At 37.1% G+C, this 16,105-nt stretch carries 20 protein-coding genes; 18 read left to right on the forward strand and 2 right to left on the reverse strand.

The window, feature by feature from the left end; genetic code table 11:
* Positions 1–32 precede the first annotated feature (32 nt).
* Both pyk and ORI89_RS15545 read right to left on the reverse strand, forming a co-directional pair.
* Positions 33–1,463 (reverse strand): pyruvate kinase, encoded by a 1,431-nt coding sequence (gene pyk, locus ORI89_RS15540; RefSeq protein WP_268231428.1) that lies wholly within the window; start codon positions 1,461–1,463, stop codon positions 33–35.
* Between the two features lie 127 nt (positions 1,464–1,590).
* Positions 1,591–2,097, reverse strand: a complete 507-nt coding sequence (locus ORI89_RS15545; protein ID WP_268231429.1) for an IPExxxVDY family protein — start codon at positions 2,095–2,097, stop codon at positions 1,591–1,593.
* A gap of 264 nt (positions 2,098–2,361) precedes the next feature.
* Between ORI89_RS15545 and ORI89_RS15550 the strand changes: the two genes are divergently transcribed.
* From ORI89_RS15550 to rpsQ, 18 genes are all read left to right on the forward strand, one after another.
* Positions 2,362–2,601: an acyl carrier protein gene (locus ORI89_RS15550; RefSeq protein WP_268231430.1), complete on the forward strand. Its 240-nt coding sequence runs from the start codon at positions 2,362–2,364 to the stop codon at positions 2,599–2,601.
* Between the two features lie 23 nt (positions 2,602–2,624).
* Entirely contained in the window at positions 2,625–3,878 is a 1,254-nt protein-coding gene (gene fabF / locus ORI89_RS15555) for a beta-ketoacyl-ACP synthase II (RefSeq protein ID WP_268231431.1), read from the forward strand.
* A 79-nt stretch (positions 3,879–3,957) separates the two neighbouring features.
* Entirely contained in the window at positions 3,958–4,701 is a 744-nt protein-coding gene (rnc, locus tag ORI89_RS15560) for a ribonuclease III (RefSeq protein WP_268231432.1), read from the forward strand.
* Between the two features lie 54 nt (positions 4,702–4,755).
* Positions 4,756–6,135 carry a histidine--tRNA ligase gene (gene hisS, locus ORI89_RS15565; protein ID WP_268231433.1) on the forward strand — a complete coding sequence of 460 codons (1,380 nt, stop codon included), beginning with the start codon at positions 4,756–4,758 and terminating at the stop codon, positions 6,133–6,135.
* Positions 6,136–6,285: 150 nt separating this feature from the next.
* Positions 6,286–7,281, forward strand: a complete 996-nt coding sequence (pdhA, locus tag ORI89_RS15570) for a pyruvate dehydrogenase (acetyl-transferring) E1 component subunit alpha (protein ID WP_268231434.1) — start codon at positions 6,286–6,288, stop codon at positions 7,279–7,281.
* A gap of 46 nt (positions 7,282–7,327) precedes the next feature.
* Complete coding sequence (locus ORI89_RS15575) at positions 7,328–8,956, forward strand: pyruvate dehydrogenase complex dihydrolipoamide acetyltransferase (RefSeq protein ID WP_268231435.1); 1,629 nt, start codon at positions 7,328–7,330, stop codon at positions 8,954–8,956.
* Positions 8,957–9,149: 193 nt separating this feature from the next.
* Positions 9,150–10,337 carry a serine hydrolase domain-containing protein gene (locus ORI89_RS15580; RefSeq protein ID WP_268231436.1) on the forward strand — a complete coding sequence of 396 codons (1,188 nt, stop codon included), beginning with the start codon at positions 9,150–9,152 and terminating at the stop codon, positions 10,335–10,337.
* A 54-nt stretch (positions 10,338–10,391) separates the two neighbouring features.
* Positions 10,392–10,751 carry a CoA-binding protein gene (locus ORI89_RS15585; protein WP_268231437.1) on the forward strand — a complete coding sequence of 120 codons (360 nt, stop codon included), beginning with the start codon at positions 10,392–10,394 and terminating at the stop codon, positions 10,749–10,751.
* Between the two features lie 377 nt (positions 10,752–11,128).
* Complete coding sequence (rplC, locus tag ORI89_RS15590) at positions 11,129–11,746, forward strand: 50S ribosomal protein L3 (RefSeq protein WP_268231438.1); 618 nt, start codon at positions 11,129–11,131, stop codon at positions 11,744–11,746.
* A 5-nt stretch (positions 11,747–11,751) separates the two neighbouring features.
* A complete protein-coding gene (gene rplD / locus ORI89_RS15595) occupies positions 11,752–12,381 on the forward strand; it encodes a 50S ribosomal protein L4 (RefSeq protein WP_268231439.1) in 630 nt (209 codons plus the stop codon).
* A 1-nt stretch (position 12,382) separates the two neighbouring features.
* Entirely contained in the window at positions 12,383–12,673 is a 291-nt protein-coding gene (gene rplW, locus ORI89_RS15600; RefSeq protein WP_268231440.1) for a 50S ribosomal protein L23, read from the forward strand.
* Between the two features lie 5 nt (positions 12,674–12,678).
* Positions 12,679–13,503 (forward strand): 50S ribosomal protein L2, encoded by an 825-nt coding sequence (gene rplB, locus ORI89_RS15605; RefSeq protein ID WP_268231441.1) that lies wholly within the window; start codon positions 12,679–12,681, stop codon positions 13,501–13,503.
* Positions 13,503–13,769: a 30S ribosomal protein S19 gene (gene rpsS, locus ORI89_RS15610; RefSeq protein ID WP_268231442.1), complete on the forward strand. Its 267-nt coding sequence runs from the start codon at positions 13,503–13,505 to the stop codon at positions 13,767–13,769. The genes rplB and rpsS overlap by 1 nt, the downstream gene beginning before the upstream one ends.
* 7 nt (positions 13,770–13,776) lie before the next feature.
* The gene (rplV, locus tag ORI89_RS15615) at positions 13,777–14,208 is read left to right on the forward strand and encodes a 50S ribosomal protein L22 (RefSeq protein WP_268231443.1); all 432 of its coding nucleotides are present in this window, start codon (positions 13,777–13,779) and stop codon (positions 14,206–14,208) included.
* 12 nt (positions 14,209–14,220) lie between these two features.
* Positions 14,221–14,994, forward strand: a complete 774-nt coding sequence (gene rpsC / locus ORI89_RS15620) for a 30S ribosomal protein S3 (RefSeq protein ID WP_268231444.1) — start codon at positions 14,221–14,223, stop codon at positions 14,992–14,994.
* A 53-nt stretch (positions 14,995–15,047) separates the two neighbouring features.
* Positions 15,048–15,470, forward strand: coding sequence for a 50S ribosomal protein L16 (gene rplP, locus ORI89_RS15625; protein WP_268231445.1), 423 nt, complete (start codon positions 15,048–15,050; stop codon positions 15,468–15,470).
* A 148-nt stretch (positions 15,471–15,618) separates the two neighbouring features.
* Positions 15,619–15,837, forward strand: a complete 219-nt coding sequence (gene rpmC / locus ORI89_RS15630; RefSeq protein ID WP_268231521.1) for a 50S ribosomal protein L29 — start codon at positions 15,619–15,621, stop codon at positions 15,835–15,837.
* 13 nt (positions 15,838–15,850) lie between these two features.
* Positions 15,851–16,105, forward strand: coding sequence for a 30S ribosomal protein S17 (gene rpsQ / locus ORI89_RS15635; protein WP_268231446.1), 255 nt, complete (start codon positions 15,851–15,853; stop codon positions 16,103–16,105).

The raw sequence follows: 16,105 nt of genomic DNA on the forward strand, positions 1-16,105 counted from the left end.
GACCATTGTGGATGATTATTAAAAATAATACTTTACTTTACTTCTGAAACACGAATAGTGTTCGTTCTTCCTTTTTCATGTAAAGGAGTGGAAGAAGTATTGATGACAATTTGACCTGGCGATAAAAGGTTGTTCTCCGTTAGTAATCTATTAACATCTTGTATCGTGCCATCTGTACTCTCAAATTTTTCATACATAAATGCTTTTACTCCCCACACCAAGCTTAATAAGTTTAGTAAGCTTTTGTTGCCTGTAAATACATAAATGTCGGCGTTAGGTCTATAGCTAGATATTTCAAAAGCCGTGTACCCTGAGGATGTCATAACAGCAATAGCGGCAGCTTCGGTGTTTTGAGCTAAGAATATCGATGAACCGCAAATTGCATCCGGTATTCTTGTTTTCTTTTCTACTTGACCTGACTTGTTACTGTAGTAAGGGTAAGATGTTTCTTCAACATGGGTAATTACTTTTGCCATTGTTTCTATAACAATTTCAGGAAAGTCACCTACAGATGTTTCGCCACTAAGCATAACTGCATCTGCTCCATCTAATACTGAGTTCGCAACATCGTTTACTTCGGCTCTTGTTGGGCGTGGCGTAGTAATCATGCTTTCTAGCATTTGTGTAGCAATAATGACTGGTTTTGATAAATCACGACATTTCTGTACGATCATTTTTTGTAAACCAGGAACTTCTTCCATCGGCATTTCTACTCCCAAGTCTCCACGAGCTACCATGATTGCGTCCGTAGCTTCGATGATCGCATCTATATTGTCAATAGCTTCTGGTTTTTCAATTTTTGCTATTACTAAAGCGTGGCTACCTTTAGCTTTTATAATTTCTTTACACTGTACAATATCTTCTGCCGATCTAACAAATGACATGGCGATCCAGTCCGCCCCATGGTCAAGTGCAAAGTTTAGATTGTCTAAGTCTTCTTCAGTTAATGATGGAATGGATACCTTTGTATTAGGTAAATTAACACCCTTGCGTGAGGTAAGGACTCCACCGTGTACTACTTGACATTTTACTGTATCTTTATGATTGGTACTAAGAACTTTTAGTTGTAGTTTTCCATCATCTAATAAAATGATCTCGTTTTCGTTTACATCATTCGGGAAGTTTTCATAAGTAATGTATATTCTTTTTTCGTCACCTATTTGCTCCTGAGTAGTAATTTCAACTTCAGCACCATTAACTAAAATAGCACCTCCTTCTTTCATTTTTCCAATACGGATTTTAGGACCTTGTAAGTCAGCTAAAATTCCTACATTGAATGGGTGCTCTTGATTTATTTCGTTTATAGTTTGTATAACTTTTAAATGGTCATCTTGACTTCCGTGAGAAAAGTTTAGGCGACAAACGTCAACACCCTTGGCAATCATGTTAGTTAATATCGCTTTATCCGAAGAAGCTGGACCGAGTGTGGCAACAATTTTTGTCCTTTTTTGAATCTTGTTCATGTAATAATATTTTATATTATGAATATTTTAAATGCAATAACTGAAATATTTATGCAAAAATAGCAATCTGTTTTTTAACTTAGCTTTAATACTGTGTAAAATTTACACTATCATCTTCTTGTTATAACTAAAATATGAGATTTTCCTTTGATTTCAATGCACTAGGCTCTAATTCTTTTGTTAATAACACTTCATTTATATTTTTTATATTTTCCAGTAGACTTTTGAGATCATCTTGATCGATGTAATGTTTGATGAGTAAGAAGTAATCAAAGTTTGGTAGTTCGGGAACCAAACTACTTCCTTCCAAGCTACGGTTGTTTAATATATAGTACTCAAATTCAAAGTTCTCTTCGCAAAATCGATATATGCTGTAATATTGTTTGATAATTTCTTTTTGTTTGTTTTTTTCAAAGACAATATGATAATCCATTTCGTCTTTTTCTTTTTGCTTAGTGTATCCCTTATGATCTATATAGTCTTCTTTTCCGCGTGTAAAAGCAAGGCCTGTTTCTTTGTAGATGAAGTGGCACAATCGATAGTCGCGTAGTGGAGAGCTGATTCCAATCAACACGAAATCCAACTCCAGACTGAAGTCAAGATCAAGGGTTAAATGTTTTTTCGTAATCGCCACTTTTTTTGTTTAGAAATTGATTCGAAATTACATAAAAAAAAATGGACACGTGATATTTATGACTTTATTCGAGATAAAGTGACAGATTCTTGCAAGAAAGAAAAAAAATCATTAACATTGAATATAAGGTCGCTAGTGATGTTTTTAGTAAGAATTTGACTTGTGTTAAATTCTTATTTTGCATCTAAAAGCCAAAAAGGTTTGATTTTTGGGGAAATTTATTTTTCTTTGCACAGATTTATTAAACAATTAAACTATAAAATCATGTCAGATATCGCATCAAGAGTAAAAGCAATTATCGTTGAAAAGTTAGGTGTTGACGAAGGTGAAGTAACACTAGAAGCTTCTTTCACGAATGATTTAGGTGCCGACTCACTTGATACCGTTGAGTTGATCATGGAGTTCGAAAAAGAATTTAACGTCGCTATTCCAGATGATCAAGCTGAAAACATCAGCACTGTAGGTCAAGCTATTTCTTACCTAGAAAAAAACGTTAATAACTAAGATTTATTAGGCCAAACATATTAATGGAGCTTAAAAGAGTAGTTGTAACAGGGTTAGGCGCTCTTACACCACTAGGCAATACCGTTTCAGAATACTGGAATGGATTGGTTAATGGTGTGAGCGGCGCTGCTCCTATTACGCATTTTGATGCATCAAAATTTAAAACCCAGTTTGCTTGTGAAGTAAAAGGGTTCGATCCACATGATTATATGGATCGTAAGGAAGCTAGAAAGGTTGATCCTTTCGTTCAGTATGCTATTGCTTCTACAGATGAGGCGGTTAGGGATGCTGGGTTAGACTTTGATAGTTTAGATACTAATCGTATTGGTGTTATTTGGGGGTCTGGAATTGGAGGGTTGAAAACATTTTTAGATGAAGTTGTGGGTTATGCTAACGGAGATGGTACTCCTCGTTTTAATCCGTTTTTTATCCCTAAAATGCTAGTAGATATCGCTCCAGGGCATATTTCTATGCGCCATGGTTTGAGAGGTCCAAATTTTTCTGCAGTATCTGCATGTGCATCCGCAACGAATGCTATGATTGATGCATTCAATTATATTCGTTTGGGGAAAGCTGATATGATAATTACAGGAGGATCAGAAGCGACAATTAATGAAGCAGGTATAGGTGGTTTTAACGCTATGCACGCTTTGTCGACAAGGAATGATGATCCTAAAACTGCTTCGCGACCATTTGATAAAGACCGAGATGGGTTTGTGTCAGGGGAAGGGTCAGGAGCTATAATTTTGGAAAGTTTAGAACATGCTTTGGCAAGAGGAGCTAAGATTTATGCAGAAATTGCCGGAGGAGGGATGAGTGCGGATGCGCATCATATAACAGCATCGCATCCAGAAGGACTGGGGGCGAAGTTAGCAATGAGTACTGCTATTTCTGATGCTGGTTTAGACTTTTCGGATATTGACTATATCAATGTACATGGAACATCTACTCCAGTAGGGGATGTTAGTGAAACGAAAGCTATAATTGATTTGTTTGGATCTCATGCCTACAATCTAAATATCAGCTCGACTAAATCTATGACAGGACATTTATTAGGAGCGGCAGGGGCAATTGAGTCCATTGCTTCTATCTTGTCTGTTAAAAATGATATTGTACCTCCAACAATAAATCATTTTACGGATGATCCTAATATTGATAATAACTTAAACTTTACGTTTAATGTAGCGCAAAAGCGGGTTGTAAATGCTGCGTTAAGTAATACTTTTGGCTTTGGAGGGCATAATGCCTCACTAATTGTCAAGAAGTTTCGTGCGTAAGGCAGATATGAGCGCTTATTCAAAATCTTTATAGGTAGTTTCTTTTAGGGAGCTGCCTATTTGTTATTTACGCAGTAAAATGCCTTTTACAAGGATATATAACTTACATTTTTCGTCACAAAGAGCTTATGTTCGAAAGCTTAAGAATATGCTGGGATTTGTTCCTAAGAATGTTCGGCTTTATCAAATGGCGTTTAGACATAAATCGGTGGCGATAACCATTAAGGAAGGAGTGAAAAACAGCAATGAGCGACTGGAGTTTCTGGGGGATGCTGTGTTAGGCTCTGTGATTGCTGAGCTTTTGTTTAAACTTTATCCTTATAAAGATGAAGGATTTCTTACTGAATTACGTTCGAAGATTGTAAGTAGAGCAAATTTAAATCAGCTTTCGAGAAAGCTAGGCTTCAATGAGCTTATTGAGTATGATGCTAGAATGGTAAGCTATCCAAATAAGCAAAGCTCTTTGTTAGGTGATGCGTTTGAGGCTGTTGTTGGTGCAGTTTATGTGGAAAGAGGTTATACTTTTACTAAAGACTTCTTACTGAATAGAATAATTAAACCGCATGTTGATATTCATACCTTAGAAATAACGGAGACGAACTTTAAAAGTAGATTAATAGAATGGTGTCAGCACTATGGGAAGGAAGTTCAGTTTGTGCATTTAGATAATCCAGCAGGAGAGTCTTCCAAGTTATTTAGTGTGGAAGTTTTAGTAGATGGGTCTACATGTGGTGAAGGTAGGGATTTTAATAAAAAGAGTGCTGAAAAATTAGCGGCAGAAAAAGCTTGTGAATTTCTGCGTGTTTTTGAAACAGATGACTAAAGCCTTTCCAAGAGGCTTTATCTTTTCAATGCTATATGTTACCTTTGCCATATTATGGCAAACATCAAACCCTCATTAGCTAAAGGAACGCGTGATTTTTCCGCAAAGGAAATGGAAAAGCGTAGTTTTATTTTTGATACTTTAAAAAGAGTATTTAAAAAATTCGGTTATAACGAAATTCAAACTCCGTCATTTGAAAATCTTTCTACTTTAACTGGTAAATACGGAGAAGAGGGAGATCAATTAATTTTTAAGATATTAAATTCTGGAGATTTCCTCAATAAAACTCCTGAGATTTTAATTAACGATAAAAATTCGAAAAAAATAATCCCCCATATAGCAGATAAGGCTTTGCGTTATGATTTGACAGTGCCTTTTGCTCGTTATGTAGTGATGCATCAACATGAAATAGCATTGCCTTTTAAACGTTTTCAAATTCAACCAGTTTGGAGGGCTGATAGACCGCAAAGAGGACGGTATCGAGAGTTTTATCAATGCGATGTTGATGTTGTTGGTTCTGCGTCTTTATTAAATGAAGCGGAGTTTATTCTCATCTACAATGAAGCTTTGACAGCTTTAGGATTAAAGAACTTTACAATAAAGATTAATAACCGTAAAGTATTAACAGGTATAGCACAGATCTTAGGTAAACCTGAGCTTATTGTTGATATGACTGTTGCCATTGATAAGTTAGATAAAATTGGATTAGAAGGAGTTAATAAGGAACTTTTAGAGCGAGGTTTTGAAGAGAAAGATTTAGAGATTTTGCGTCCGATTATTCTTTTGGAAGGTGATAGTTTTGAGAAATTGGAGAGTCTTCGAGTAATTTTAGAAAAATCTGATATTGGTTTAGAAGGTATCCAAGATATTGAAGAAGTTTTTAATTACTTGAGATCTTTTGGTAAGTCTGATCTTTTGGAAAAGACAGTAGAGGTAGATATAACGCTTGCTCGTGGGTTAAATTACTATACGGGATGCATATTTGAAGTTAAAACGAACGAGGTGGCTATGGGAAGTATAGGCGGTGGTGGACGCTATGATGATTTGACAGGGATGTTTGGATTAAAAGGGCTGACCGGCGTGGGGGTTTCGTTTGGAGCTGATCGTATATATGATGTTTTAGAGGAGTTGAATTTGTTCCCGTCTTCGTCTTCAGCCGTAACAAAAGTGCTGATCGTTAATTTTGATAAATCCTTGGAGCAGCACACACTTCCATTGTTACTTAGGTTAAGAGATCAGGGAATAGCTGCTGAATTATATCCTGTGGTTGCAAAACTTCGTAAACAAATGGGCTATGCTGATGATAAGAATATTCCTTACGTGTTACTCGTTGGTGAGCAGGAAGTTGAGAACGGAGAGTTTTCTATAAAAGATATGGTTACAGGTGAGCAAAAGCTTTTAAATATTGATGAGGTGATTAGTCTATTGCGTTAATAGGCGTCTGCCAATCAGATTATTGTTAAAAATATTATTAATACGTATTTGTGACAAAAAACAACCAAATCGTGGGTTTGTAATGTTATAAATATGGTTATAAATGATTAGATTTGTAGTCAGTTTAGTTACGAAATTCAATACGTTAAAATGAGTTCAACACCTATAACAAAAGAAACATATTTAGAGTGGTATAAGTCTATGCTGCTTATGCGTAAGTTTGAGGAGAAGTCCGGGCAATTGTACGGGCAGCAAAAAATCCGTGGATTTTGCCATTTATACATTGGACAGGAAGCTGTTGTGGCTGGAACAATGTCCGTAATTAACCCAGAAGATTCTTTGATTACTACCTATCGTGACCACGCGCATGCATTGGCTAAAGGGGTTTCTGCAAATGCATGTATGGCAGAGATGTTTGGCAAAGTAACTGGTTGTTCAAAAGGTAAAGGGGGCTCCATGCACTTTTTCTCCAAAGAGCATAAGTTTATGGGAGGACATGGTATCGTTGGGGGGCAAATACCTTTAGGTGCAGGTATTGCTTTTGCTGAGAAATATTTGGGAACAAATAATGTGAATATTTGTTACATGGGAGACGGGGCAGTAAGACAAGGTGCTTTTAACGAAACGTTAAATATGGCTATGCTTTGGAAGCTTCCTGTTGTTTTCGTTATCGAAAATAACGGATACGCTATGGGGACCTCAGTTGAACGTACGACCAACATGTTGGATTTATATAAAATGGGTCATGGCTTTGATATGCCAAGTGCTCCTGTTGATGGAATGGATGTGGTTGCGGTGCATAATGCAATGGATGAAGCTGTACGTCGTGCTAGATCGGGAGAGGGGCCTACTTTGTTGGAAGTGCGTACATATCGTTATAAAGGACATTCCATGTCCGATCCTGCTAAATATCGAACAAAAGAAGAATTGGAAGAGTACAAAGGAAAAGACCCTTTGATATCAACCAAAATGGCTATTTTGGAAAATAAATATGCAGATGACGAGTGGTTTAAAGAGGTAGAGGCTGAAGTGAAAAAAACAGTTGATGAGTCTGTGAAATTTGCTGAGGAGTCGCCTTATCCTGATGCTAGGGAGATTTATGAGGATATCTATGTGCAAGAGGATTACCCGTTTATAATGGATTAATAAGTAACAGAATTACTTTAACTTAAAGATATAATTTACTATACAAATGGCTGAAGTAGTAAGAATGCCGAAAATGAGCGACACCATGACCGAGGGTGTAATTGCTAAATGGCACAAAAAGGTCGGTGATAAGGTGAATGCTGGAGATTTAGTGGCTGAAATAGAAACTGACAAAGCGACAATGGATTTTGAATCCTATCAAGAAGGAACATTGCTATATATTGGACCTAAAGAGGGTGAAGCTGTAGATATTGATGCTGTTATCGCTATTTTAGGTGAAGAGGGAGAGGATTATAAACCATTGTTGGAAAATAGCGCATCTTCATCTGATGAATCTAATGTTCAGACGAATGAAGAATCTGCGGAAAATAAAATTGAAGATCAAGTTGGAGGAGGGGAAGCTGTAAGTCCAGAAGATTTAGATTGTACAGTTATCACTATGCCGTTATTGAGTGATACAATGACGGAGGGTGTTATAGCACAATGGAATTTTAAAGTTGGAGATACGATTAAATCTGATGATGCTATAGCAGATGTGGAGACGGATAAAGCAACGATGGAGGTGACTGCTTACGCTGATGGTACACTATTGTATATTGGTCTTGAAGCAGGTGAAGCAGCTAAAGTGAATGATATTATTGCTATTGTTGGCCCTGCTGGTACAGATATTACTCCTTTGTTGAAACAGAAAACTGTTGTTGAGAAAAAAGAAGTAAATGATGATGTGCCTGCAAAGGAGGAGGTTAAAACTGAATCTGCTGCATCTACAGCATCCAATTCTGATGACTCAAGAGTTAAAGCATCGCCGCTGGCTCGTAAAATTGCTAAGGAAAAAGGCATTAATTTAAATGATGTTCAAGGCTCTGCTGATGGTGGCCGAATTGTAAAAAGAGATGTGGAAAATTTCGTTCCAAAAGCGAGTTCTACAACTGAAGTAGGAGCTACAAAGGCAGCCGAAGTTAAGACAGTTACTTTGCCCCAATATATTGGTGAAGAAAAATATACTGAGCAGAATGTTTCGCAGATGCGCAAGACAATTGCAAGACGTTTGTCAGAATCATTATTTACAGCACCACATTTTTATTTGTTTATATCTGTAGATATGGATAATGTGATGCAAGCTCGTGCGCAGATTAACGAAGTTGCACCTGTTAAGGTTTCTTTTAATGATATTATCATTAAGGCGGTAGCCGTAGCATTGAAGCAACATCCAGGAGTGAATTCTTCTTGGAGGGGGGATAAGATACGTTTTAATGAGCATGTGAATGTTGGGGTAGCCATGGCTGTAGAGGACGGATTATTGGTGCCAGTTGTTCGTTTTGCTGATGGAAAATCTTTATCACATATATCTGCTGAAGTTAAAGACTTCGGTCAAAAAGCGAAAGCTAAAAAATTACAGCCGTCGGATTGGGAAGGATCTACATTTACGGTCTCAAACTTAGGTATGTTTGGAATTGATGAGTTTACGTCAATTATTAATTCTCCGGATGGAGCTATCTTATCAGTAGGAGCTATTCAGCAAATACCTGTTGTTAAAAATGGGGCTGTTGTGCCTGGTAATGTGATGAAGTTGACTTTAGGTTGTGATCATCGTGTGGTTGATGGTGCTACTGGAGCAGCTTTTTTACAAACAGTTAAGTCCTTACTAGAGGCGCCTATCAGACTTTTAGCGTAAAATAAAATGAATAATATAAAGCCACTTTAATCAAAGTGGCTTTTTTATTTATTGTTTTGCTGAAATCGAATACGTAGCGAGGGGTTATGTGAGAATTTGAATATTGTTCTTTTATAAAACGGTTATTGTAAGCGAGTTGTGGTAGCCTAATTATAAAAAAATTGTTGTTAAAATAATAATATCGGAGAAGCTTGTGAGATATTGGATTGTTATAGGGTTACTTTATTTTTTAAGTATATGTTTTGTTAATTGTTCTTCGCCGGAGGCTAAAGAAAGAAAGAAAATTGAAAAGCAGGAGAAGATAGATAGTGTAGCCCTTATTTATGATAAAGTAAAAGAAGATAAAAAGATTGCTGACTTTATGCTTAAGCTTCACAGTAAGTCAGGGTTTAATGGTAATGTGTTGATCGCTAAGGGGAAGACTATTCTATATCAGAATAGTTTTGGTTGGGCAAATTATTTATTAAAGGATAGTTTGAAAATTGATTCTAAATTCGAATTAGCGTCCGTTTCGAAACCATTGACAGCTCTAGGTGTTTTACTATTGGTGCAAGAAGGGAAGTTGAATTTGAAGCAGACAGTAAATGAGTTCTATTCGGATTTTCCATATGAAGGTATCACTATTGAAATGCTTTTGAGTCATAGAAGTGGGCTGCCAAATTATATTTATTTTTCGGAAACAGTTTGGAATGACCCTAAGAAAGGGATGAGCAATGTGGATGCTATGAATCTTTTGATAGAGCATAAGCCTGCTCGCTATGGCAGTCCAGGAGGGAGTTTTCATTATAATAATTCAAACTATATGGTCTTAGCTTCAATCATAGAAAATGTCACAGGACAAGATTTTGGAGTTTTTATGAAAGAGCGGATATTCAAACCGATCGGTATGAAAAATACGGCTGTTTTATCTAAGGCTGTTTATGAAAAGATACCGACAGATGTTGTCGGGCATGATAAGGTTTGGAGGCGATCGGTTGTTCAAAACTATTTGGACGGACCTGTAGGGGATAAGGGGGTTTATAGCACGGTTCAAGACTTGTTTCTATTAGACATCGCGTTGAAGGAAGGGCGCATTGTTAGTCAGGAATTATTAGATTCAGCTTATGTGCCAAGAAGTGATGCTAAGAAAAGTTTGTTTAGTTATGGTTATGGTTGGCGTACTTTTTCACCCAATGCCGCACAAGTGGTTTATCACACGGGGTGGTGGCATGGATTTAGGTCTTTATATGTGCGGGATTTAACAAATGACATTACTATTGTTCTGTTAACGAATATGGCAAATGGTAGTCTTTTAAATTTAGATGAATTATATGAAATTTTAGGAATGCCAATTTTACGACAAGGGGCATATAATTCCGAGGGAGAAATGGTAAACAATTAGTTTTCTATTTTAAATAAGAATCGAAAGAAATAACGTGATATATAAAGTATTGAAATGAAAAAAACGCTAATTTTAGGTGCTAGTGATAATCCTACTAGATATTCTTACTTAGTTGCGAATAAGTTGGTAAGAAAAGGATATCCAATTGTAAATATTGGAAGAAGAGATGGGAGAGCCGCTGGGGTGCAAATTGAGGAGCTAGGCGATGTTTATGATGATATAGATACAATCACATTGTATGTCGGGACAAAGAATCAGGAGTCCTATTATGATTATATTTTAAAAACAAAGCCTAATCGCGTTATTTTTAACCCAGGAACAGAAAATGAAGAGTTAAGGTTAAAATTAGAAGAGGCAGGTATAGAAAGTGTCGAAGCTTGTACTTTGGTTTTATTAAACACTGAGCAATATTAATGGAAGATCTATTGTTAGATTTTTTATCTTGAATTAACTAAACTTAATTAATTAAGTTAATCCAAAGGTCAAAATGATAGTTGTCATTTTGACCTTTGGATTTTAGTAGAGAATGGTTTTATGTGTCAATAAGACTAGAAAGTGTGATTAAATTTATTTATAAAAAGATAATTAAAATACTTTAAAGAGTCATGACAATAGTTGGGGTTGCTTTATCTGTTTCTTTAAATACTTTAATATCATAAATAAAAAAAAATAATTGATTAGCTATTTGATAGTTACGGAAAAGTTTATAACTTTGCAATCCCTTATTGGGAAAAGTATGTCTTGAGCGAAGCCCTACTGCTTCGATGGACTTGTAATTAATTTATTAAAAAATGTCAGGAATTATTGGTAAAAAAGTAGGAATGACCAGCCTGTTTGATGCAGAGGGAAGAAATATCCCTTGCACAGTAATAGAGTCTGGGCCGTGCGTGGTAACGCATATACGTACGGTTGAAAAGGATGGCTATGTTGCTGTTCAACTTGGTTATGACGAAGCCAAGGAAAAGAACACTTCAGCTCCTTTAAAAGGGCACTTTGCAAAAGCAGGTGTTACTCCTAAGCGTAAACTAGTTGAGTTTAAGTATTTTGAAGACGAAAAACAACTAGGAGACATCGTTGATGTAGCAATTTTTGAAGAAGGTGAGTACGTAGATGTAGTCGGTACTTCGAAAGGAAAAGGCTTTCAAGGTGTAATGAAGCGTCATGGCTATAGTGGTGCTGGTAGTGCAACGCATGGTCAAGGTGGCACACTCCGTGCTCCCGGTTCTTTAGGAGCGGGTTCAACGCCTTCACATGTGTTTAAAGGTAAGCGCATGGCTGGACGTATGGGTGGAGACAGAGTAAAGGTTCAGAACTTACAGGTTTTGAAAATTTATCCTGAGCAAAATCTACTTGTTGTTAGTGGTTCCATTCCAGGAGCTAAGGGTTCATATGTAATCGTAGACAAATAGAAGAGATGGAAGTTAAAGTATTAAATTTATCAGGACAAGAAACAGGAGCCAAGGTGCAACTTCCTGAGACAGTATTTGGTGTTAAACCAAACGACCATGCAATCTATTTGGATGTGAAACAGTACTTAGCGAATCAGCGCCAAGGAACACACAAGTCTAAACAACGTAATGAGATTGCTGGTTCTACGCGTAAAATCCACAAGCAAAAAGGTACTGGTGGTGCGCGTGCAGGTTCTATTAAATCTCCATTGTTTAATGGTGGAGGACGTGTTTTCGGACCTCAGCCTCGTGACTATGGGTTTAAGTTGAATAGAAAGCTTAAGCAATTAGCACGTAAGTCAGCATTGAGTTATAAAGCTCAAGAGAATAATGTTTTAGTATTGGAGGATGTAAAATTCGATACGATTAAAACTAAAAACTACTTGGCTTTAATTAATGCTCTAAATGTTGCCGATGAAAAAACTTTATTGGTTTTACCGGCATATAATGACAATGTTTATTTATCAAGCAGAAACCTTAAGAAGGCAAAGGTAATTGTAGCATCAGAGTTGAATACATACGATGTATTGCATGCTACGAAATTGCTATTAACTACGGATTCTGTTAAAACTTTGGAGGAAGCATTCGCTAAATAATATGGAGATTATTAAAAAACCTATTTTGACGGAGAAAGCTTCATTATTAACGGATAAATTAAACCGTTACGCTTTCAAAGTAGATCACAGAGCTAATAAAATTCAGATAAAACAAGCTGTGGAGGAGATGTTCGGTATTACGGTTGTTGCTGTAAATACTGCGGTTGTTGCTGGAAAAGCCAAAAGCCGCTACACAAAAGCTGGGTTTGTTTCTGGAAGAAGCCCTAAATATAAGAAGGCCATCATCACGGTGAAAGATGGTGAAACAATTGACTTTTACAGTACACTATAATAAAAATGGCAGTTAAAAGATTCAAACCGGTTACTCCTGGTACTCGCTTTAGAGTAGGTGCTGACTATACAGACGTTACTACGAATGTTCCTGAGAAATCATTAGTAGTTAGCATTAAGAAGTCAGGTGGACGTAACAATACCGGTAAAATGACTATGCGTTATCTCGGTGGGGGACATAAAAAATCATACCGATTGATAGATTTTAAACGCGATAAAAAAGATATCCCCGCACAAGTAGCTACTATAGAGTATGACCCAAATCGTACTGCTCGTATTGCTTTGTTACATTACGCAGACGGTGAGAAACGTTATATCATTGCCCCAACAGGATTGACAGTAGGTCAAACTGTAGTTGCAGGTGATAATGTTGCTCCAGAGGTTGGTAATACGTTGCCTTTAGCAAATATTCCTTTAGGTTCTATCATTCATAATATTGAATTGAACCCTGGACAAGGAGGCTCGATTGCGCGTTCTGCTGGTACATATGCACAATTATCTGCTCGTGATGGCAAGTATGCTATTATTAAAATGCCTTCAGGAGAGGTGCGTATGATCTTATTAACATGTGTTGCTACTATCGGTTCAGTATCAAATGCTGAGAAAGCTAATACAGTGTTAGGTAAGGCTGGACGTAAGCGTTGGTTAGGACGTCGTCCTCGTGTTCGTGGTGTTGCCATGAACCCAATCGATCACCCAATGGGTGGTGGTGAAGGCCGTACGTCAGGAGGTCACCCTCGCTCACGCAACGGTGTGTTAGCTAAAGGCTTTAAAACACGCTATAAGAAGAAAACATCGAATCGTTACATCATTGAGAGAAGGAAAAAATAATGGCTCGTTCAATTAAAAAAGGTCCTTATATCGATCACAACTTAGAGAGAAAAGTTCTTTCTATGAATGAAACAAACAAAAAATCAGTAATCAAAACATGGTCACGCAGATCAATGATTTCTCCTGATTTTGTTGGTCATACCTTCGCTGTACACAATGGGAACAAGTTTATTCCTGTTTATGTAACGGAAAATATGGTTGGTCATAAGCTTGGTGAGTTTGCGCCTACGCGTACATTTAAAGGCCACGCAGAAAAGAAAAGATAATTAGGTAATGGAAGCAACAAAGAAACTTAAAAAGTCTGTCATTATTAGACAGCGCAAAGAGCAGGAAAAAGCTCAAGTAGGAGGAGCTTCTACTGCCAAGTTATTGAACTGCCCTACTTCTCCACGTAAGATGCGTTTAGTAGTGGATCTTATCCGTGGTGAGAAAGTAGAAAATGCAATTTATATCCTTAAACATACAGGAAAAGAAGCGGCTATTCGTGTAGAGAAAGTATTGTTGTCAGCTATCAAAAATTGGGAAGCTAGCAACGAAGGAACTTCTTTAGAAGATAGTGCTTTGTATGTTAAAGAAGTTTTTGTGGGACCTGGACGTCAGTTAAAAAGATTACGCCCAAGAGCACAAGGACGTGGTAATAGAATTCGCAAGCGTTCAAATCATGTAACTTTGGTAGTAGATAGTTTAAATAACAAAAACAACTAATTTATATTTAGAATGGGACAAAAAGCAAATCCAATAGGTAGCAGATTAGGTATCATCAAAGGATGGGACTCTAATTGGTTCGGAGGCAACAACTATTCGGATAAGTTAGTTGAAGACGAAAAAATAAGAAAATATCTTTCAGTTCGTATCGCTAAAGGCGGTGTATCGAAAGTTGTTATTGAAAGAACCTTAAAACGCATTACAGTAACTATACATACAGCACGTCCTGGTATTGTGATTGGTAAAGGTGGTCAGGAAGTTGATAAAATTAAGGAAGAGTTGAAAAAACTGACAAAAAAAGACGTTCAGATCAACATTTTCGAAATTAAGCGACCTGAGTTAGATGCTAAATTAGTAGCAGAAGGTATTGCTAAGCAATTAGAGGCTCGTATCTCTTTTCGCCGTGCTATGAAGACATCAATTGCTTCGACAATGCGTATGGGAGCGGAAGGTATTAAAGTAATGTGTTCAGGACGTTTAGGCGGAGCTGAGATGGCACGTACAGAACAGTATAAAGAAGGGAGAACTCCTCTACATACATTCCGTGCGGATATTGATTACGCATTAGCTGAAGCTTTAACTACTTACGGTAAAATCGGCGTTAAAGTATGGATCTGTAAAGGTGAAGTTTACGGTAAACGTGACTTATCTCCTAATATAGGACAGACTTCAGGTGTTAAATCACGTGGAGGTAATGATAACGCCGGAGATCGTCGTGATAACCGTAATAAAGGTGGTCGTGGTGGAAACCGTGGTGGAAACCGTGGCGGAGCTAGAAAAGGTTAATTAATTAATAGATTGAAATTGTCTGTTTTTAAACAGATATTAATAATACGAACATGTTACAGCCAAAAAGAACGAAGTTCAGAAAGATGCAGAAAGGGCGCATGAAAGGTAACGCTTCTCGTGGAGCGGAATTAGCTTTCGGTTCTTTCGGTATCAAGACTATGGAACCAGCATGGATAACCAGCCGTCAAATTGAGGCTGCGCGTATCGCCGTTACACGTTATATGAAACGTGAAGGACAGGTATGGATCCGTGTTTTTCCAGATAAGCCGGTTACTAAAAAACCTGCAGAAGTACGTATGGGTAAAGGTAAAGGTGCTCCGGAATATTGGGTGGCAGTTGTACGCCCAGGCCGAATGTTATTTGAAGCAGAAGGTGTGCCTTTAGAAATTGCTAAAGAAGCATTACGTTTAGCAGCTCAGAAGCTTCCGGTTCAAACTAAATTTGTTATACGTAGAGATTACGTAGAAGCATAAAACCCGTTGGTAATGTCAATAGTTAGGCCTTGTGGCCGTTACCCACAAGGCTATAAATAACATGCTTGATAACCCAACTGATCACTGAAAGAAGATGAAATTATTTCGTTAAGAAAAGTTTTATCAACATCAGCTAAAAATTAAAATGATGAAAAATTCAGAAATTATCGAATTATCACAAGAGGAACTTACAGCTCGTCTTAATGAAGAGAAAGCTGCTCTTAACAAATTGAAATTTGCACACGCTGTTTCTGCTATTGAGAACCCTAATGTAATCAAAGCAGCACGCAAATCTATCGCTCGTATCTCTACAGAGTTATCAAAGCGTAGAATTGCAGCAAAATCTGAAACAGCCTCTGAGGCATAAATAGAAAGTCGAAATGGAAAGAAAATTAAGAAAAACAAGAGTCGGCTTAGTAGTTAGCAATAAAATGGATAAATCCATTGTAGTGGCCGTTGAACGTAAAGTAAAACACCCTATATATGGTAAATTTCTTAAAAAAACTACCAAATTTAAAGCTCATGACGAAGAGAATACCTGCGGTATCGGCGATACGGTATTAATAATGGAAACTCGTCCGCTGAGTAAAACAAAAAATTGGAGATTGGTTGAAGTAATAGAAAGGGCTAAATAA

It is taken from the genome of Sphingobacterium sp. UT-1RO-CII-1 (assembly GCF_026711005.1).
In the GTDB taxonomy this organism is placed as follows: Bacteria; Bacteroidota; Bacteroidia; order Sphingobacteriales; family Sphingobacteriaceae; genus Sphingobacterium.